This window comes from Capnocytophaga cynodegmi, assembly GCF_002302475.1.
GTDB classification, from domain to species: Bacteria; Bacteroidota; Bacteroidia; order Flavobacteriales; family Flavobacteriaceae; genus Capnocytophaga; species Capnocytophaga cynodegmi.
Genome location: NZ_CP022378.1, coordinates 1,401,468 through 1,422,434, shown reverse-complemented (window position 1 = coordinate 1,422,434; position 20,967 = coordinate 1,401,468). Strand labels below are relative to the sequence as shown.

The window sequence follows — 20,967 nt, the reverse complement described above, 5'->3', positions numbered from 1 at the left end:
AAAGAAACACCACAATTTTAATTCCGTTTAATTGTACAATCTTAAAAAATAGTTAAATTTTATTTCTCTATATAAGTCACTTGCAATGAGATTCTCTTGCCCTTTTTCGGAGGCAATTTTATCACCTGCCTTTCCGTGTAAATATACACCTAAAATACTTGATTCCAAAGAACTATATCCCTGAGATAGTAATCCTATCAAAATTCCTGTAAGCACATCGCCACTGCCTGCTGTCGCCATTCCAGCATTACCTGTAGAATTCACCCAAAAATGAGATCCATCGGTAATCATTGTATAAGCTCCTTTTATAATTACAATTACTTGATGTTTTTTCGCAAATTTTTTTGCTTTCTTTATCTTATCAAAATCATCTTTCCAAGAACCAATAAGTCGTTCCAACTCAACAGGATGTGGTGTCAGAATAGCATTTTTAGGAATTTTAGAAAATTCTTTTGGATTTTCGGAAAGAATATTCAGTGCATCGGCATCAATTACAAATGGTGTATTAGGATATTGTTCAAATAGGTCAAACAAGGTTTCTGCCGTTTGCGGTTGAGTTCCCATACCCACTCCTACCCCTATTGCAGAGGGTTCAAAAAATATTTTTGTAGGAGAAAGATATTTTTTCCCCTCTGAGGTAATTACCATTGCTTCGGGCACAGCGGTTTGCAAGATTTCATATCCAGATTGGGGCGAGAGCATCGTCAGCAAACCTGCTCCTGACCTTAACACTGCATTTCCACTCAAAACCATTGCCCCCATTTTACCATAGCTTCCCCCAACGAGCAGAGCGTGTCCAAACGAACCTTTGTGTGAAAATTTATCTCTCGGCTTATATATTTTGGCAACATCCTCATCAGTAACAAAATGAAAATCAGAATCTATTTCATCTATAACAGACGTATCCAGACCAATGTCCAATATTTGCCAATTAGGAATATATTTTCCTGTTTCGGGCAGTAAGAAAATCAATTTTGGAACTTGAAATGTAAGCACTACATTAGGTTGGACAAAAACTTCATCCATCATCGGTATTCTATCCAAATAGAGACCTGAAGGAATATCAATGCTTACAACATAAGCTCCTGATTCATTGATTTTCTCAAAAATACATTGCATCCAATCGGAAACATATCGATTAAAACCTGCTCCAAAAATAGCATCTACAACAATCACATCTGATGGAATTTCAGGAATTTCCGAACAAGAATACAAATCATTTATTTTTACTTTTTTATTTCGGACAAGTGTACCTAAATTTTTCAAAAATTCCTCTGTTGGATTTTCATTAAAATTTACTATAAAAACCTCTACATTTCTCTTGGCTTTGGAAAGCATTTGAGCAACAGCCAACCCATCACTGCCATTGTTGCCCACACCAACATAAATTACTACCTTTTTATTTAAATCCGTGTTCTCTTGTAACCACAAAAAAACCTGCTTAGAAGCCCTTTCCATAAGCTTCTTGCAAGTTATATTCTGTTTTTTAATAGTTTGATTATATGCCTGCTGTATTTGTTCTGTAAATAAAATTTTCATAAATATGCAGATGAAACAAAGATTTAAAAATCCGAAATTACTAATTAATAATTCTTCAAAGATATGCCTTTTTACTAAGAAAACAAATAATTAATCTTAAAAAAGGAAAAACTCCAAACTTCTGTATGAAATTTGGAGTTTCACTTTGTTGTCTTAATATTTTATTTCACTTTCTTTTGCTCCTCCTGAAACTCTTTGAATTGTAATAAAAGATTGTTATTTGCACGTACTAAAGCATTCGTTTCGAGTAACAAGTTGAAATACAATTTGGTATTTTTCGGACTTGTTTCAGAGGTTCGGATTCTATCAATCTGCTTTTGTACCATTCTCGAAACATCTTTTTTCAAAATCATACCTTCTTGCAAGATTTGATTTAGATTCGAGTAATTTTCTCCTGTGAACAATTTCGCTTCGTTTTGAAGTAATTTTTCAAGACTTTCTGAAATCCATTTCAAATCTCTTAACTGATTAAATTTCAGATTCTTATGATTATTATTAACGTGTTCGTAACTATGCGTAGTTATGGCGTGTAGCGATTGTGCCATATCCTGTAAGTTATCCAAAATCATTATGTAAAACTTACTCGAAGCTACAGAACTCTCATTCAAAGATTTAATGAAGTAAAAGACGTTTCCTTTCAAACCATCGAGTTCTTTTTCTAACTTTTTAGTTGTTTTTTTGTCCTTAGTCAAATTGCCCAAATCCTGAGTTCCTAAGTTTTTAACAACCTCACCATAAACAGTTTCAATCTTCGAAATTGTAGTTGCTATATAATTTGAACTTTCTTTGATAACTCCACTAATAGTAGCTAAATCAGCCTGTTCAAACATATTTCTTTTATTCTCTTCTTTTTCTTTTTGTTTTTTCTTGTAACTCATAGCACTGCGGAATAACAAAAATCCAACGAACGAAATCAGAGAAATTAATCCGATAATCTCACCATAATACAAAACGGCAGCAACAATAAACGCTCCGAAAAAGGCAACAATTGCAGTCATAAACCAGCCTCCAACAACTCTGATTACTCCCGCCACACGATAAACGGCACTATCTCTTCCCCAAGCTCTGTCAGCCAAAGAAGACCCCATCGCCACCATAAAAGTAACATAAGTTGTTGATAATGGAAGTTTTAAAGAAGTTCCCATCGCTATCAAGCTACTCGAAACAACCAGATTCATTGCCGCACGAACCAAATCAAATGCGGGTAAATCTTCTTTACGAGTTTTTGAATCTTCCTCTGGCTTCTCAAAACGTTTGTCTATTTTCTTGCTCAACGATTTTGGAATAATAGCATTAACCACGTAGGAAATGAACACCGTAATCCTGACAATAAGGCGAGACAGCATATTCGAAGCAAATTTTTCTTCTCCATCTCCATCACCCTGATGTGAAAGACTTACCTCTGTTTCCATCACATTACGTGCTTTTTTAGAGAACCAAAGCGTCAGAACCATTATAGACCCCGCCAAAAGCAACAAAGATGTTGGTGCCGTCATTCCTTCACTCAAACCAGACATCAAGAAGCTATTATGCTCTTCTCCTGAATGTTGCCATAACTCAAACGATTGCCAAGCAGCCACAGGAACCCCAATGAAGTTAACCAAATCATTTCCAGCAAAAGCCATCGCCAGAGCAAACGTACCACTCAAGATAACTATTCGGAATATATTAATTCTCAACTGAATTAAAATATGAGAAAGCACTGAATAAAAAACAACACAGCCAAGCAAAATATAGATGATGTTTGTATCCATCCAGTTAATCGCCTCTTTTGAAATAAAAGCGACTCCTTTCAATCCTTTAAAAATAATAAAGTAAGTAAGTGCTGTTAGAGCAATACCGCCGAAAACACCTCCTACATATCTGATATTTTTTTCATAACGGAAAGAAAAAACCAATCGAGCTAAATACTGAACAATTGTCCCCACTGTAAAGGCAATTACAATTGATGTAAAAATCCCCGTTACTATTTTGGTTGCTTCTTTTGTGTTAATATATTGCCCAAGTGTTGTAAGTGATTCTCCGTTCGTACTGATTTTAATAATTGCCAAACAAACCGCAGCTCCAAGTAATTCAAATACAATAGAAACGGTAGTTGATGTCGGTAATCCTAACGTATTGAAAAGATCGAGAAGTAATATGTCGGCGAGCATAACTGCCATAAAAATGACCATCACTTCATCAAAATAAAATTCTGTTGGATTAAAAATTCCTTTTCGGGCAATTTCCATCATTCCACTTGAAAAAATAGCTCCAAAAGCCACACCAATACTGGCTATAATCATAATAGTTCGTAAGGTTGCTACTTTTGAACCCACTGCCGAGTTTAAAAAATTTACTGCATCGTTACTCACCCCCACTGTCAAATCAACAACAGCAAGGACAAAGAAAACGAAGAGCATAAAGATGTACACTTGTTCCATACTTATTCTTTTTTGAGGCAAATATCCGCTAATCGAACATAATATATGTTATCAAATCGTTAACAATAGCCGTTTTTTACTACTTTTATTATACCAAAAAATGATTTTGAGAGCCATAAAATATCATTCTTTCATAAAAACACAAAATCATATTTTCTAGTCCTTACACTTTTCCTGCCCTGTAAGGTTGTATATTTTTTGAACTTCACTCAAAACTTCTTCAAAGTTGATATTCAAATCAATCAAACGTCCTGTCTTCAAATCAAAAACCCAACCATGAACAGTCGGAAATTTATGTTCAAGATAACTTTCTTGTACACAAGCCATTTTGATAACATTTAAACATTGCTCTAAAACGTTTAACTCTACCAAACGCTGGTAGCGGAGTTCTTCATCGCTAATATTATCCAATTCCGTTTGATGCAAACGATACACATCACGAATGGTTCTAAGCCAAGGATTTAACAATCCAAAATCTTTTGACTGCATCGCTGCTTTTACTCCACCGCAACCATAATGCCCACAAACGATAATGTGTTTCACTTTCAAATGTTCCACCGCATACTGAATTACAGCTGTTGAACTCATATCAAGAGTATTAACCACATTGGCAATATTTCGATGTACAAACACCTCACCAGGTCCCAAACCCATTAATTCTTCAGCAGTTACACGACTATCCGAACATCCAATGTATAAAAAATCTGGATTTTGATTTTTAGCCAATTCCTTGAAAAAATTCATATTTTCTCCTTTCTTCCTCTCCACCCATTTTTTATTATTCTCAAAGATACTCTTATATGTAGGCATAAATTACTTTTTAAAAAATCTTTAGCGACAAAGGTAAAAAAACAAATGATAAACGAATATTATTTTCAGAAAAATCAAATTTCTCAAGTAAGTTAAATATATCACAAAAACAAGGAAACCAATTTGGTTTTTTGAGTTTCCTTTCTATTTTTGCATCGAAAAACAAAACTATGGCAAAAGAACAACTCATTACAATAGCACGTGACCTTCTGATTGACTTAGGCATAAAATCCGTTACGATGGACGATATCGCCCGAAAAGCGGGAGTTTCCAAAAAAACGCTTTACAATCACTTTAAGGACAAAACCGACCTTATCCAAACAGTAGTTCTGTACGTTAGCAAGGAACTCAACGAGCAAACCAAAGCAATTATGACCAACAGGCAAAACCCAATTGAGCAACTTTACGAAGTGGAGCGTTTCTTTTCGTGTCAGCCTGTGATTACAAATAATTCGCCTCAAAAACAGCTACAAAAATATTACCCAAAAATATACAAAGATCTAGAAAACAAGCAATTGCAAGAAGTTGGCGGATTAATTCTGGAAAACTTAAAAAGAGGCATCGAATTGGGAATGTACCGAAAGGATATCAACTTGGATTTTACGATGCGATTGTACCTGCACATTATGATTGAATCGGGCAATGATTTACTCTTTTTCAAAGATTATGATAAAAACATCATCTCGACAAGTTATCTGGAATATCACATTCGAGCCATCGCCACCCCGAAAGGAGTTACCACCTTGGAAGAAATTTTAAGAAGAGACAAAAAGAATTAAAAACTAAAAATCATACAATTAAAAAATTCATAATAAATACAATGAATCATAAATTTATTTTTATTTTACTGATTTTCTGTGGATTGTCAGGATTTTCACAAGAAACTCAAATATATCGATTTTCATTGGAAGAAGCCGTTACTTTTGCCATTGAAAACAATTTAAAATCCAAAAATGCAGCAGCAGACATTGAAGCTGCTCGAAAAAAGAAATGGGAAGCCACCGCTACCGGATTGCCTCAAATCAACGCAAAAGTAGATTATCAACACTTTTTAAAACAACAAGTTACGCTTATTCCTGCGGAATTTTTCGGAGGACAGAAAGGCGAATTTGCCGAAGCCACTTTCGGAACGAAGCAAAACGTAAATGCTTCTGCCACGCTTTCGCAATTGATTTTCGATGGCTCTTATTTGGTTGGTTTACAAAGTGCTAAGGTATATTTACAAATTTCAGAACTTTCCAAACAGAAAAGCGACATCGAACTACGAAAAACCGTTGTTGATGCTTATGCTAATGTGCTGCTTTCGGAAGAAAGTATCCGAATTTTAGAAGAAAATAAGCGTGTTTTGGAGAAAAATTTGAACGAAACCAAAGCCATTTTTGAAAACGGATTGGGCGAAGAAGAGAATGCGGAACAGCTACAAATTACATTGGCGAACATCAACAATAACTTAAACAATACCAAGCGTTTGTACGAACTTTCCAAAAAAATGCTCAACATCACTTTGGGTTTAAATTTGGACGACCAAGTGCAACTAAAAGACAATTTGGAGCAACTCACAACACAAACCATAGCCGAAAGCATTGAAAATGAAACAAATTTCAATTTGGAATCGAATATTGATTTTAAAATTGCTTCCAATAGTGTACGTTCGCAGGAATTGTTAGTAAAGTTCGAAAAAAGTCAATCTTTGCCTCGTTTGAGTGCGTTCCTCAACGGAGCATACAACGCTTTTGATAACAAATTTTCATTTTTCGATACAAGCAAAAGATGGTTTGGGAGTGCTCTTTTTGGTGTAAGTTTAGAAATCCCGATTTTCAGCTCATTTATGCGTTCAAGTAAGGTGCAACGCTCTCAAATTGAATTAGAAAAATCTAAAAACGATTTAAATTTAACCAAACAACAACTGCAAATGCAACACGATAAAGCGTTGAGCGACTTGCAGTTCGCCATAGAAGAACATCACACCTTGCGTGAAAATTTGGATTTAGCAAAACGAATCGAAAACAAAAATCAAATCAAATACACCGAAGGTTTGGCAACGAGTTTCGACCTGCGTCAAGCTCAATTGCAACTCTATGCTACTCAACAAGAATTCCTGCAATCAATGGTTAATCTGTTAAATAAAAAGGAAGTTTTAAAATCGTTGCAGGTTAATTAAAAATAAAATGAGAGAAATCATCTATAAAAAAGATTACGTTCCTGAAACAATGCAAATTATTGAAGTTTACCAAAGTTCAGGTATCAAACGTCCCATTGACAACGTAGCACGTATTGAAAAAATGTATGCCAATTCAAACATAATCATAACAGCTTGGGAAAACAAAAAATTAGTAGGTGTAGCACGTGCATTAACTGACTTTAGCTATTGTTGTTATCTGTCAGACCTTGCTGTTCGCCAAGAATATCAGTCAGAAGGCATTGGCAAACAACTTGTTGAAGAAGTTAAAAAAGCGATTGGCACAACAGAAGAGATTTCTCTTTTGTTATTATCAGCTCCCAACGCAATGGAATATTATCCAAAAGTAGGATTTGAAGCTATAGAAAACGGATTTATTATTAAACGAAAAAAATAGATAATGACCCTAAAAGAAATATTAAACTACCGTCGTGCCGTGCGTTTGTATGACGAAACCCAACCTATCGAAACGGAAAAAGTCCGCGAATGTTTGGAATTGGCACAGCTCGCCCCCACAAGCTCCAATATGCAACTGTGGGAGGCGTATCACGTTATCGACAAATCCGTTTTGGCGAAACTAACCGAAGCTTGTTTGTCGCAAAGTGCTGCAAAAACGGCTCAGCAAATGGTGGTTTTCGTCACTCGGCAAGATTTATATAAAGAAAGAGCCAAAGCCATTTTGGAGTTTGAAAAAGGCAACGTGCAACGCAACAGCCCTTTGGAAAGACAAGCCAAGAGGATAAAAGACCGAGAAACCTATTATGGCAAATTAATGCCTTTTTTATATCGCAGATGTTTCGGATTATTAGGTTGGGTTCGCAAAATAATGGTGCTGAGCATCGGACTATTTCGCCCGATAGTAAGGCAAGTGTCCGAAGCTGAAGTACGAACCGTAGTGCATAAAAGTTGTGCATTGGCAGTACAAACTTTTATGATAGCAATGGCAGAAAAACAATACGATACCTGTCCGTTAGAAGGATTTGATAGCAAATTGGTTAAAAAAGCGTTGAAACTTCCTTCCGATACAGAAATCAATATGATTATCACTTGTGGCATCCGAAAAGAGGGCGGCATTTGGGGCGAAAGATTCCGCGTTCCGTTTGAAGAGATATACCATCAGGTGTAAAAATGTAGGGAATGGATGTATCCATTCCGCTATAAGAAAAGAACACAAGACATTCACAATATAAAAGTTCAATATTTAAAAAAGTTAGAAAATATGAAAAATATATTTTTATGTTCATCTTTTAAGGATGTAGCTTCTGTTTTTGAGGATTTTATAGGTTTAGGAAATGAAGGCAAAAAAATAACATTTATCCCCACAGCAAGTTTGGTGGAGAAAGTAACTTTTTATGTTGAAGCTGGTCAAAAAGCATTAGAAAAAATGGGATTCGTTATTGATAAATTAGAAATCTCTACCGCAACAACTGACGAAATAAAACAAAAACTCCAAACAAATGATTTGATATATGTCACTGGTGGAAATACATTTTTTCTGCTTCAAGAATTGAAAAAATCAGGAGCAGACAAAATCATCGTGGAAGAAATTTTAAAAGGAAAGACCTACATTGGCGAGTCAGCAGGTTCTATGATTCTTTCTCATAATATTGAATATGTTGCAAAGATGGATAGCATTAAAGAAGCACCTGATTTATCATCATTTTCAGCACTTGATGTGATTGATTTCTATCCTGTACCACATTACACAAACTTTCCGTTTGTAAAAGCTGTTGAAAAAATTATAACAACATACAGCAACACACTTGATTTATACCTGATTACCAATTCACAAGCAATTTGCATTTGTGGAGAAGAGATTGAAGTTAAGACAAAATAAATATTTTATAAACACAATTTCAGAGATTGATTTAGCATATTAAGGAACTATTCTTAGTAACAATAATTTACTGATTTCTCAAAAAATAGAAACGAAAAATGGAAAATAGCATAAAAATATTTGAACAGAAAAAAGTGCGTTCGCAGTGGGACGAGCAACAAGAAAAATGGTGGTTTTCCATCGTTGATGTGATTGAGGTTTTAACAGAAAGTATTGATGCGTCAGCTTATTGGAGAAAACTTAAACAACGATTAAAAGAAGAAGGAAATGAAACCGTGACGAATTGTCACACATTGAAAATGGAAGCACGGGATGGCAAAATGCGTGTAACCGATGTTGCTGATACTGAACAATTGCTAAGACTTATCCAATCCGTACCCTCACCCAAAGCCGAACCTTTTAAACTTTGGTTGGCTCAGGTAGGTAGCGAACGTTTGGACGAAATGCAAGACCCCGAAATTTCCATAGACCGAGCTTTACAGCAATATCTTCAACTTGGGTATTCCGAAAATTGGATTAACCAACGGTGCGACCCGCACAGGGAATTTGAATTGAATAGTTCTTTAAAAATGTTTTCAACCTATTCAAGTTTTATAAATACAAATATGAAGTTTTATATAAATATAATTATATTTTCAAGTGTGTATACTGTGGCATTGGAGACGAAGCGTTAAAAAAATCAATGAAAGAAACGCAGAAAATCTCCACTGTTTGAGCGTTAGCGAGTTTGGAGATTTTCAGTGAAATGAATTGATTTTTAGCTGAGTATTCAAAGCCTTGAATTTTTGGTACTTTTGGGTCAAGCCAAAAGTACAAAGAAGTAAAAAACAAAAATAATTCAAACAACAAATAAAATCAGATATAATGAAATACATTAACATTCAGCTTATTGTTTCCGCTTTGGTGTTGTTGGCATCGTGCGGAGAAACCAAAAATCCGTCGGTGGAAGAGGTCATCGCGAAGGGTTCAAAAACGGAAATCCGTCAGAAAAGAGATGAAATTTCTGCAAAAATAAAAGAGCTTGAAACGCAAATCGCTTCCCTTGATGCTTCTCTTAGCAAATTCCCCGAAGAGGGGTCGGCTCAGGTGTTGGTATCGCTTTTGGAGGTGAAAGATACACTTTTCAACCACTTTTTGGAGTTGCAAGGAACAATAAAAACCACTCAAAATATCACCCTAAATGCGGAATTCGGAGGCGTTTTGGAAAGAATACACGTGCAAAAAGGACAAAACGTGCAAAAGGGACAACTTTTGGCATCAATTCAAGATGGGGGAATTTCCCAACAACTGGCTCAACTAAAAATCCAAGCCGAACTAGCAAAAACTACTTTTGAGCGTCAATCGCGATTATGGGAGAATAAAATCGGGTCGGAAATTCAATATTTACAAGCCAAATCGGCTTACGAAACGCAACAAAGTGCCGTGGAACAAATGCAAAAACAAGTTGCCAAAGCCAACATTTATGCTCCGTTTTCGGGAGTAATCGACGATGTCATAACCGACGTGGGAACGGTGGTTGCCCCTGGAATGCCTGTGCTTCGACTCGTAAACTTATCGGATATGTATTTGGAATCGGAAGTGCCTGAGCAGTACATCGCTAACGTGAAAAAAGGTTCGCAAGCCAAAGTGGATATTTCCGTTTTGGGCGAACAACTCGACACCAAAATAAGCCAAGTTTCCAATTTTATCAATCCTGCAAATCGTTCATTTAAGGTTGAAATCCGTTTGCCTAACAAAAATAACGCTATCAAACCTAATATGACGGCTCGTTTGCAAGTAAATGATTATCAGAACAAAGAAGCTATCTTACTGCCAACGGATATCATTTCGGAAAATGCACAAGGCGAACAATATGTTTTTCTTGCCAAAAAAGGAGACAATGAAAATCAGTACGTTGCTGAGCGTGTTGTGATTTCTACCGGAAAAACACAAAATGGATTTACCGAAATTCTGTCAGGAATTCAAAAAGGAGATAAAGTTATTCGCGAAGGAGCGAGAAGTGTGCAAGAAGGACAACGTGTTTCGACTTTGTAAGGTTCAGATTTTTGATTCGTCCGACAGGAAATGAATTTTTACTGACAAGAAATCGATTCTGACCGACAAGAAATCAATTTCAACCGAAAGAAAATCAATTCTAACCAATAAGAAATGGATTCTGACTGAAAGGAAATCAATTCCGACCGACAAGAAATGAATTTCGACCGAAAGAAAATCGATTCTGACCAACAAGAAATGAATTCTGACCAACAAGAAATCAATTCTAATCAACAGGAAATGGATTCCGACCGACAAGAAATCGATTCTGACCAATAGGAAATGAATTCCGACCGGTAAAAATCCATTTCTGACAAGTAAATATTCAATTATTATTGGTAAAAATTTATTGATGAGCGGCAAAAATCGATTTATATCAGGTAAAAATAGAATTGGTGACGATAATTCTAAAAATAAATGTAGAATATGAACTCAAATATTCATCAAATAGAAGTAAACACCCGTGAGGATTTCGCAAAGTTTTTGGAATTTATTAAAAATGGATATATTTTCAAGAGTAAGTTTGCGACCTTGGAGACGAAGCGTTAAGAAAATCAATAAATGGAACGTAGAAAATCTCTACTGTTTGAGCGTAGCGAGTTTAGAGATTTTCAGTGAAATGAATTGATTTTTAGCGGAGTATCCAAAGTCTTGAATTTTTGGTTCTTTTGTTTCAAGACAAAAGAACATAAAAAAACAATTATAATTAAAAGAAATAAAACCCATATCATACTATGAGTAATATCAAAGATAAAGAGTTCAAGATGTCGTCTTGGGCAATTGACAACAAATTCACCATTTACGTGATGATTTTTATCTTTTTCCTTGCCGGAATGTTGGCGTATATGAATATGCCTCGCGAGAGCTTTCCGGAAATTAAAGATACAAAGATTTACGTCAGTGTTGTCTATCCGGGCAATACCGCCGAAGACATTGAAAGACTGATTATTGACCCATTGGAAGAGAAACTCAAAGGGGTAAGTAATCTCAAAAAAATACAATCCTCCTCACAGGAAGATTACGGGATGATAACCCTCGAATTTACCGAGAAAATCACCATCGAAAGTGCATTACAAAAAGTAAAAGATGAGGTAGACAAAGAAGTATCCAACGAGGATTGGCCTACCTTCAACGGGGCGAAAGTGGAACCCAATGTGTTTGACATTACCATCTCGGAATTTATCCCGATTTTGAATGTAAACATTGCCGGAAATTACCCTACCGCTAAGCTCAAGGAATTTGCCGAGCAGATGCAAAAGAAAATTGAAAATCTGCCCGAAATAAAAGAAGCTACCATTCGCGGAGCTCAGGAAAAAGAGGTAGAAGTTGCCATTGATATGTACAAAATGATGGCATCAAAGGTGAGCATCGACGATGTGATTAACGCCATTGGCAGAGGGAATGTAACGATGTCTGCCGGAAATCTCATCGCTTCGGGGCAAAGACGTACCATACGAATGGTGGGCGAAATTGAGCAACCTTCCGATTTGAAAAACTTTATCGTAAAGTCGGAAAAAGGCATCGTATTCTTGGGCGATATTGCCGAAGTTTCTTTCCGAGATAAGGACAAAACCACGTATGCTCGTGAGTTTGGTCAGGGCGTAGTGATGCTCGACGTGAAAAAGCGTTCGGGCGAAAATATGATTCAGGCAAGTGAGAAAATCAAAGAATTGGTAGCCGAAATGCGAAGCGATTTTCCGAAAGATTTATCAATAACCATTGCCAACGACCAATCTCAACAGACTGAAAATATGGTAAGTGACCTCAGCAATAACGTTATTTTCGGAGTATTCCTCGTTGTGGGTGTACTGATGTTCTTTTTGGGCTTTAGAAACGCACTTTTTGTAGGATTTGCCATACCGATGTCGATGTTTATGTCCTTTATGATTATCAATGCTTTGGGCTACACGCTCAACACGATGATTCTCTTCGGACTGATTATGGGATTGGGAATGCTTGTCGATAACGGAATTGTGGTGGTTGAAAACGTTTACCGACTGATGGAAAAAGAAGGAATGAGCAGATACGAAGCCGCCAAAGCAGGTATCGGAGAGGTTGCTGTGCCTATCATCATTTCTACCTTAACCACCGTTGGGGCATTTTTACCTTTGGCAATGTGGCCTGGTATTATGGGAGATTTTATGATGTACTTCCCACTGACGCTTTCCATTGTGTTGGGGTCGTCGCTTTTTGTTGCCATCTTCTTCAATTCGATGTTGGTATCGGAATTTATGGACATCAACGAAAAAGTATTAAGCGTTAAGCAATTGGTGAAAATCAGTATTTTGCTTTTCGTTATCGGAACCTTCATTTTACTTGTTGGAGGAGCGGTTCGAGGCTTAGGAACGGTGCTTTATTTCACTATCTTTTTGCTCTGGTCGTACAAATATTTCATCAAAAAATTGGCGGATAACTTCCAACGAAAAATCCTAACTTGGATGGAGGATACGTACGAAAGAACACTTCGTTTTACTCTTCGCGGAAAAAATCCGTATATAATGGTTGTTTCCACTGTGGCGTTGCTCATCGTGTCGTTTGTGTTGTTTGGCTGGTCGGTTGGGACAGGGCGTACAAGTATAAACTTCTTCCCTGATAACAAACCCAATCAAATTATCGTTTACATCGAATATCCTGAAGGAACAGACATTGAGAAAACCAACGCAGTAACTCAAGACATTGAAAAACGAATATATACGCTACTCAATAGCGACCAATACCGCGATGGTGATTACAACTTTATGGTAGAATCGGCTGTGACTCAAGTGGGTGAAGGAGCAGGAAATCCTTATACCGATGGAGCTTCGTCGGCTGAAATGCCTAATCGAGGAAAAGTAACGGTAACCCTCCGTGAGTTTAAATATCGTCGAGGACAGGATTCAGAGGAGCTTCGTGCGAAAATTCAATCCGACTTAAGGGGCGTTTACCCTGGGGTTTCCATTTCGGTAGAAAAAGACCAAAACGGACCTCCTGCTGGGCATCCGATAAACATCGAACTTCGTGGCGAAGATTACAACGAACTGATTGTTACTGCCGAGCGTATGCGTGATTTTATCAAACAGAAAAACATAGCAGGAATTGATGAGCTGAAAATAGATGTCAACAAAAACAAACCTGCCATAGAAGTTGAAATCGACCGCGTAAAAGCAGGGGAATTAGGGGTTTCTGTTGGGCAGATTTCCAATCAGTTGCGTCGTTCCGTATTTGGGGAGAAAGCGGGAGTTTACAAAGAAAAAGGTGACGACTACGATATTTACGTTCGTTTTAATCAGGCAGACCGCTACAATACCAATGTTTTGTTCAACCAACATATCATCTTTAGAGATGCCAATACTGGGGAATGGCGACACATTCCGATATCTTCTGTAACCAAATATAAAAATACCTCGTCGTTCAGTACGATAAAACACAACAAAACCGATAGGGTGGTAACATTGTATTCAGCTTTAAGCCCTGGATTTAGCGATGCGAGTGCTATCGTACGGCAAATTCAGCAAGAGATGAAAAACTTCGACCTTCCACAAGAAATCAAAATTGATTTTACCGGACAGATTGAGGAACAAAACAAGGAAATGGCTTTCCTTTCAACGGCACTACTTATCGCTGTGGGACTGATTGTTTTCCTCTTGGTGTATCAATTCAATTCAATAGTGAAACCAACGCTGATTTTCATTACAATATTACTGAGTTTTACAGGAGTTTTCTTAGGACTGATTATTACGGGGCAGCCTTTCGTTATCCTGATGACGATGATGGGAATCATTTCCTTGGCCGGAATTGTGGTAAACAATGGTGTGGTACTGCTCGATTATACACAACTACTTATTGACCGCAAAAAGGAAAAAATGGGCTTGACTGTATATGACAAAATTGATAATCAGTCGGTTTACGATGCTATCGTATCGGGCGGAAAAGCTCGTTTGCGTCCTGTTTTGCTTACTGCTATTACCACAGTACTGGGGCTAATACCTCTTGCCATTGGGTTTAATATTAACTTCTTTACGCTATTTGATTCACTAAATCCGAATATCTATTTCGGGGGAGATAACGTTATCTTCTGGGGACCATTGGCGTGGACGGTTATCTACGGACTGGTATTTTCAACATTCCTTACGCTGATTGTTGTTCCAGTGATGTTCTACCTGACTTCAAAATTTTCAAACCGCTTTGGAAAGGTTTACAAACAAGATAATGAGGGAAATACAATTCTGGTAGAGAGCTAAAGGGACGGGTTAAAAGGATAAAGTTAAAAGTGTCAAGAACAAGTAACAAGATTTATATTTTGAATTTTAGATAGATTACTTGTAAATAGACTCAAACTATATGGTAAATAATTTATCAAATGAAAAGGGAGAATTTATATAAATTCTCCCTTTTTTAATAGCTAAATTTCTTATAATATCAATCTTTGTATTTCTTTACTACATCTAACCAAGTGAACTTCAACACTAAGGTAGTGATTGCAAACACACCAATCGACCACCACATTTTTGGATAATCGCGAATCAGTAGGAAAATCGGGATTAATATCTGGCTGGATTGCCATACAACACCAATAACACAATTCCCCATATCTTTCCAAAAATTATGATTTTTACTGGCTGTATTATCCTCTTTTCGCAATTGTAAGTACACTGGGTGCCACCAACCCCACGGGCGAATATTCTTATAGAAATTCACTAACACGCTCATTTCTGTAGGTTTAGAAAGGTACGTTCCTAAGAGACAACCTATCAGTGAAAACACAAAAAATATTGGGAATAAGTATATCGGTGGAATGTGAGCCAAGTCATAAAGCCAAGTGCCTGGTGTGAAGTTTTCCTTATTTCCATCCAAAATAAATTGAAGTGTAGCAATAAGTAATCCCGCAAGCATTCCCCAAAAATATCCCCAACCGTTGAAACGCCACCATACCCATTTTAGAAAGTTAGCCGCCACATAACCTCCGTATAAAGCACTGGTAATCCACAAAGTAATGGAGTTGATAGACTCTGCAAAGAAGCCCATAATCACTCCCAGAATAACAATTCCGAATGAAGCCCAATATGATGCGTTAATATAATGCCTAACAGAAGCCTCTGGCTTAAAGTATTTCTTATAAATGTCATTTACAATATACGCAGGACCTGAATTCACAAACGCAGAGAATGTGGACATAAAAGCCGCTAAAAGTCCTGCTAAAAGCAATCCTTTGATTCCCACAGGAATATGAAAATTAATAACCTTCGGCAAGATTGTTTCCAAATCATTATTAGTAACCACACCGCCTAACATTTCAGGAGCAATGTGTACCAAAGCTATCACAACAATCCCTCCTATAAGCAAATATCTGGGAATAAACAAAATAAGATTCGTAAAACCACTCATATAAGATGCCTCTTTCACATTTCGGGTAGAAAGAATACGTTGCATATCGTAACTTGGTGTAGGACCTGCAACACTGGCAAAAAATCCTTTCAGAAGCGACATTCCTATGAAAGCTCCAAACATTTTATATCCCTGTGTATCAATCAAATCGTTGAATGCTTGATATTTTTCGTTCCAAAAAGGAGTAAGTTCCCAACCAAAAAAGATATTTTTCCATTCTTCAGGAATAATTGAAGTGATTTCTGCATCACTAATAGTGAAGAAAGCATATCCTGCAATCAAAATTCCTGCAAGTACCATAATTCCATATTGAAGAACTTCGGTAGCTACCACCGAAAACATTCCTCCTTTGATGGTATAAATCGTGGTAAGTAAAATAACGATAAGTGCGTAACTTTGCTCGGAAGTAAGTATAGTCGCATTGCCAAAAGCCAAATTCATATCCCAAGGAAGAATGATTGTCATAAACTTACCAACTCCTTCAAAGAAATAAGCAATAAATCCGATAGAAGTAATAATGGCAAAAATGGCGATAATTAGGTGCGAAGCCCTTCCGGCTTTATCATTTCCAAAACGAGTTAAAATCCATTCAGAGCCTGTCATTATGTTCGAGCGACGAATCCAAGCCGCTAAGAAAATCATCACGAATATCTGATTCCAAATAGGCCAAATCCACATAAACATAAAACTCTTTACCCCGTAGAGAAATAAAATCCCGACCATCCAAGCCGTTCCTGCCACATCAAACATTCCCGAACCATTACTTAGCCCTAGGTAATACCATTTGATGGAATTTCCTCCCAAGAAATAAGAATCTAACCCTTTTGATGCTCGTTTTGAAATCCAAACACCCACACCAACTGTTAAAACAATGTAAAGAACTACAATTAAAACGTCAATAATATTCATAATATTTATACATTAGAATCCAAAATGAGGTTGGATACATTCTGGATTCTGCATTACATTTCAAACTAAAATCAACTTAAAAATCTAATTTACTTTTGCGTCAATGGAAAACTCACAACCATACTTTTCTACAAGCATATTATCCAAATCATCAGCCAATTGTGGTATGTCGCGAACATAGCCTTTAATCCTTTCAGCATCATCTGAAAATACATCTGACATATGTACACGATAAGAGATATAAACAATACTATCCGACACACCGAAATGATATGGAGCATATGGATGTGACAACATATACTCATAAATAACTTTCAGATTTTGCTTTGGAAGTTTTACTAAAGGAGAAGTAACTATCAAATAATTACGTTGATACACGAACATACGGATTAATGCACTCCCCTGATGAAACTCCCAAGTATCACGCCCCGCACGGCACAATACAGGATTCGCACCCATTCCTTCAATTGCTGATTCGATAAATTCTTCAAAAGGAGACTTTTCAAACTCTTCAAAAACAGAAATATCTATTTTATTTCCACAATGCGGACAAAATTTAGTAGGTGTTTCAATAAAATGATCACACGAGTTACATTTTACCCGATAAAGCTTATCCGAAAAGTTAAAATCATTAATTTCTTTAATAATTTCATTGAAACGAATACCAAAACCAACGTTATCAGCATTGTTGAATTTAGATGTTGTCACTCCTACCAAAACACCTGCTTGATTTAGCATTGGTCCGCCCGAATTACCTGGATTTACCGCAGCATCTGTTTGGATATAGTGACGATTATTCATCGGTTGGTTTGTGGAAGAAATTATCCCCTCAGTGATGGTAAAAGGCATTCCAAAAGGAAATCCGTTAATGAAAATTTTTTGTGTATTTGTAATTTCCAAATCATCATCAATTGTGATTGAAGAATCGGAAAGAGGAAGCTCATCAACGCGTACAAAAGCCAAATCTAACTGCGGATTTACCATCACCACATCTCCCAAATATCGATTGCGTTCTTGGTCCTCAATTGCTAATTGTTTTGTACCTTCAACAACGTGATAATTCGTTATCAAGAAGTTATGTCCTTTAACAGCAAAGCCACTTCCTGTTCCTTCCGAAGTAATTACTTTGTATATATATTTTTTATGTTGTTCCATCTTTTCTATTTTTTGTTTGCATTACTAACTGAAACCTTTTATCCGAATAACCGAGCAAAAAAACCTTTTTTTACTTTTTGTTCTATTTTAAATCCTTTTGGAAGAGTTTCCTTTAGCAAATGTTCAAATGACTCCAAATATATTTTAGATGCTTGTTCATAGGTTTGCCCAGAAGCTTTTTCGAGAGTGCCTATGATGAAACTACGATATTCTTGGTCTAAATTATAGTGGTACAAGATGTACAAGTACAAATAGTACAAATGATAACAAATATTAAAATAATCATTGGAAGTCTTGTACTTACGCACTTGCTCCTCATATTCCAAAGCTTCTTCTTGCAGGAATTTTCCAGAAGAACGCCATTTTAGCCCCATCAAGTTATAAGTGTAGTACACATCTTTCATTATTTCGTCCTGTGACTTTTCAGAAAGTTGCTTGAAGAAGTTTTTACCTTTGTCTATACGGAAGTGAAAATCAATACGATTGTTGTTTATATTTTGAATATATTCCTGTAAATCAGTACGTAAAATCCCTTGAATGTAAGGCATATTTCCTAATTGGAAAAGGCTCAGCATAATGATATCCCACTGGCTACCTTCCCAACGTTTCTCCTCGAAATAGCCCATATATTGGCGATATTCAGCAAGAATAGCCTGAATTTGATTCCAAGCTTCTGTTTTTTCGCTATCGGAAAGTTGCTGAACAACAGGTTCTTGTATGCGTTCCGCTTCGTATTTCTCGATAAATTCATCATCAAAATCATCGGTTGCTACGCAAATTTCACGCAAGGCATCATAAATTTTATTAGGCTGACAAAGATGTAATGGAGTTTCAAACTTAAACCAAAGAGTTTGGTCAATTAAATGAATTTGAGGAACTGTTAAGAAACTAAAATTCAATTCATTTGCGTGACGAAGCATTGCCACTTTATTGGTATTTTCGGTCATCTTCACGAAAGGAGACTCTATGAAGAATATTCCGTTTTTCAATCCGAAAGTAACTCGTGAAGAACCCTGCGGATATTCTATTGAAAAATCGCCTGTAGCAGGAATTTTTTTAGCCACTTCAGGATTCATATACTGAAATAGGCTACGTAACGACTTTTCATAGTCCTTTTCATCAAATGCGTCAATGGCATCGTGCCAACTTTCTACCTGAACGATAGGATCACTCACACTTTTTATCGGTTTTTGATACTTTGGTACGTGATTTCTCATATAAAATTATTTTTTGTAGAGCAAAAGTAATACATTTTTTTCAGATATAACAAAAGTTTAAGAACCTTTTATACCCCCAATCATACCCCCACTCAATGCAAATTCCATTGCTTTATGAGCCGATAATCCTTCCGTTGGTTTTATATTTTCAGCCTTAACCACAATCACCCAACCAGAAACGGCATAAGAATGAGGTAAATAAACACTTACCATTCCTTCCATATTGGTAAAATCCATATTTTCCTGTGTTAAGAAACCTATACGCCACATTTCAGGAGCATCTTGTACCTTCACCCAAACCGGATTATTGAACTTGCGATTGTCTCCCACAAATGAAGTTAGCACATCTTTAATAGAAGAATATATGAACTTAATACCTGGAATTCGCTCTAACAAGTAATCCAATCCACTTACTAACAATCTGCCTAGAAAGAATTTACTTCCAATAAAGCCAATGAATGTTGTTCCTAAAAAAAGTAAAACAAACACTGCACCAGGGTATTTTTTTGAAATATCAGGAACGAGATTATCAATACTTGAAAAAATAGACCAAATAATCCAAACTGTGGTACTCAAAGGACCTACAATTAGAATTCCTTGCAGAAAATATCGCAAAAACACACCAAAAAAGCTATTAATTTTCATAGTTTTTTCGGCAAAGATAACGAAATTTAAAAAGAGTTCTTCAAAAAAACTTCCACTCCTAACAAAGAACAAAATCTATCGTACCATAAATATTCTAAAAAAAGTTATAGTTATTTATTTCAGAAAAAAATCGTACCTTGCACCAGAATTTTCAAAAAAATAAAATTATGTCTTTAGTAGGTAAAAAATTTCCAAATTTTGATGTTAATGCTATGAACACTTCTGGAAATACATTCAAAATGAATGTATACTCAGAGGCAATAAACAACAAAAAGAAAGTACTTCTATTCTGGTATCCAAAGGATTTCACTTTCGTTTGCCCAACGGAACTACACGCTTTCCAAGAAGTTTTGGCTGAGTTTGAGAAGAGAAATGTTATCGTCATAGGAGCTTCGTGTGACACTGCTGAAGTACACTTCGCTTGGCTCAATACTCCTAAGAGTCAGGGAGGCATCGAAGGAATTACGTATCCTATTTTAGCAGACTCAAACCGAAATTTGGCTCGTGCTTTAGGGATATTGGATTCACGAGAAATTTATGATGAAGTAGCCGAAAATTATCTTTTGGAGGGTGATGATGTTACATATCGTGCTACATATCTGATTGATGAAGAAGGAAAAGTATTTCACGAAAGTGTGAACGATATGCCTTTAGGTCGCAACGTGAAAGAATACCTTCGCTTAGTTGATGCTTACACTCACGTGCAAAAATATGGTGAGGTTTGCCCTGCGAATTGGGAAGAAGGAAAAGATGCAATGAATGCAAACAGAGACGGAGTTTCTGACTACCTAAAATCACACTAATTTTAAGCACAATTAAGTTGATAGAAAAGTAAAACTATCTATTTTCATTAAA

General features: G+C 36.4%; 18 protein-coding genes. 11 read left to right on the top strand and 7 right to left on the bottom strand.

From position 1 onward, the window contains the following. Positions 1-27 precede the first annotated feature (27 nt). From CGC48_RS06250 to CGC48_RS06240, 3 genes are all read right to left on the bottom strand, one after another. The gene (locus CGC48_RS06250) at positions 28-1,539 is read right to left on the bottom strand and encodes an NAD(P)H-hydrate dehydratase (RefSeq protein WP_098028893.1); all 1,512 of its coding nucleotides are present in this window, start codon (positions 1,537-1,539) and stop codon (positions 28-30) included. Between the two features lie 161 nt (positions 1,540-1,700). Next, a complete protein-coding gene (locus CGC48_RS06245; RefSeq protein ID WP_098028892.1) occupies positions 1,701-3,962 on the bottom strand; it encodes an inorganic phosphate transporter in 2,262 nt (753 codons plus the stop codon). Between the two features lie 156 nt (positions 3,963-4,118). Beyond that, positions 4,119-4,772 carry a carbonic anhydrase gene (locus CGC48_RS06240; RefSeq protein WP_098028891.1) on the bottom strand — a complete coding sequence of 218 codons (654 nt, stop codon included), beginning with the start codon at positions 4,770-4,772 and terminating at the stop codon, positions 4,119-4,121. A gap of 170 nt (positions 4,773-4,942) precedes the next feature. Here CGC48_RS06240 and CGC48_RS06230 point away from each other — a divergent pair, with 170 nt between their 5' ends. The 10 genes from CGC48_RS06230 (at position 4,943) to CGC48_RS06190 (ending at position 15,042) form a co-directional block, all read left to right on the top strand. Beyond that, the gene (locus tag CGC48_RS06230; RefSeq protein ID WP_098028890.1) at positions 4,943-5,551 is read left to right on the top strand and encodes a TetR/AcrR family transcriptional regulator; all 609 of its coding nucleotides are present in this window, start codon (positions 4,943-4,945) and stop codon (positions 5,549-5,551) included. 41 nt (positions 5,552-5,592) lie between these two features. Then, complete coding sequence (locus CGC48_RS06225) at positions 5,593-6,933, top strand: TolC family protein (RefSeq protein ID WP_098028889.1); 1,341 nt, start codon at positions 5,593-5,595, stop codon at positions 6,931-6,933. Positions 6,934-6,940: 7 nt separating this feature from the next. Next, complete coding sequence (locus tag CGC48_RS06220; protein WP_098028888.1) at positions 6,941-7,348, top strand: GNAT family N-acetyltransferase; 408 nt, start codon at positions 6,941-6,943, stop codon at positions 7,346-7,348. A gap of 3 nt (positions 7,349-7,351) precedes the next feature. Beyond that, positions 7,352-8,077: a nitroreductase family protein gene (locus CGC48_RS06215; RefSeq protein ID WP_098028887.1), complete on the top strand. Its 726-nt coding sequence runs from the start codon at positions 7,352-7,354 to the stop codon at positions 8,075-8,077. Between the two features lie 93 nt (positions 8,078-8,170). After that, the gene (locus CGC48_RS06210) at positions 8,171-8,788 is read left to right on the top strand and encodes a peptidase E (RefSeq protein WP_098029777.1); all 618 of its coding nucleotides are present in this window, start codon (positions 8,171-8,173) and stop codon (positions 8,786-8,788) included. 98 nt (positions 8,789-8,886) lie between these two features. Next, positions 8,887-9,462 (top strand): BRO-N domain-containing protein, encoded by a 576-nt coding sequence (locus CGC48_RS06205; RefSeq protein ID WP_098028886.1) that lies wholly within the window; start codon positions 8,887-8,889, stop codon positions 9,460-9,462. Between the two features lie 190 nt (positions 9,463-9,652). Then, complete coding sequence (locus CGC48_RS06195; RefSeq protein ID WP_013998462.1) at positions 9,653-10,822, top strand: efflux RND transporter periplasmic adaptor subunit; 1,170 nt, start codon at positions 9,653-9,655, stop codon at positions 10,820-10,822. 156 nt (positions 10,823-10,978) lie between these two features. Next, positions 10,979-11,101: a hypothetical protein gene (locus CGC48_RS11930; protein WP_262482361.1), complete on the top strand. Its 123-nt coding sequence runs from the start codon at positions 10,979-10,981 to the stop codon at positions 11,099-11,101. 220 nt (positions 11,102-11,321) lie between these two features. Beyond that, entirely contained in the window at positions 11,322-11,450 is a 129-nt protein-coding gene (locus CGC48_RS11925; protein ID WP_255320946.1) for a hypothetical protein, read from the top strand. 106 nt (positions 11,451-11,556) lie between these two features. Next, positions 11,557-15,042: an efflux RND transporter permease subunit gene (locus CGC48_RS06190; RefSeq protein WP_098028885.1), complete on the top strand. Its 3,486-nt coding sequence runs from the start codon at positions 11,557-11,559 to the stop codon at positions 15,040-15,042. Positions 15,043-15,220: 178 nt separating this feature from the next. On the opposite strand, the gene CGC48_RS06185 is transcribed toward CGC48_RS06190, so the two are convergent. The 4 genes from CGC48_RS06185 to CGC48_RS06170 all read right to left on the bottom strand — a co-directional run bounded on the left by CGC48_RS06185 (position 15,221) and on the right by CGC48_RS06170 (position 20,112). After that, on the bottom strand, positions 15,221-17,095 hold the full coding sequence (locus CGC48_RS06185; RefSeq protein WP_098028884.1) for a sodium:solute symporter family protein: 1,875 nt from the start codon (positions 17,093-17,095) through the stop codon (positions 15,221-15,223). An 84-nt stretch (positions 17,096-17,179) separates the two neighbouring features. Next, complete coding sequence (locus CGC48_RS06180; protein ID WP_018278250.1) at positions 17,180-18,250, bottom strand: trypsin-like peptidase domain-containing protein; 1,071 nt, start codon at positions 18,248-18,250, stop codon at positions 17,180-17,182. 38 nt (positions 18,251-18,288) lie between these two features. Beyond that, the gene (locus CGC48_RS06175) at positions 18,289-19,467 is read right to left on the bottom strand and encodes a hypothetical protein (RefSeq protein ID WP_098028883.1); all 1,179 of its coding nucleotides are present in this window, start codon (positions 19,465-19,467) and stop codon (positions 18,289-18,291) included. Positions 19,468-19,524: 57 nt separating this feature from the next. Further along, positions 19,525-20,112, bottom strand: coding sequence for a DUF502 domain-containing protein (locus CGC48_RS06170; RefSeq protein WP_098029775.1), 588 nt, complete (start codon positions 20,110-20,112; stop codon positions 19,525-19,527). Between the two features lie 167 nt (positions 20,113-20,279). Here CGC48_RS06170 and CGC48_RS06165 point away from each other — a divergent pair, with 167 nt between their 5' ends. Further along, positions 20,280-20,915, top strand: a complete 636-nt coding sequence (locus tag CGC48_RS06165) for a peroxiredoxin (RefSeq protein WP_098028882.1) — start codon at positions 20,280-20,282, stop codon at positions 20,913-20,915. Positions 20,916-20,967: the final 52 nt, after the last annotated feature.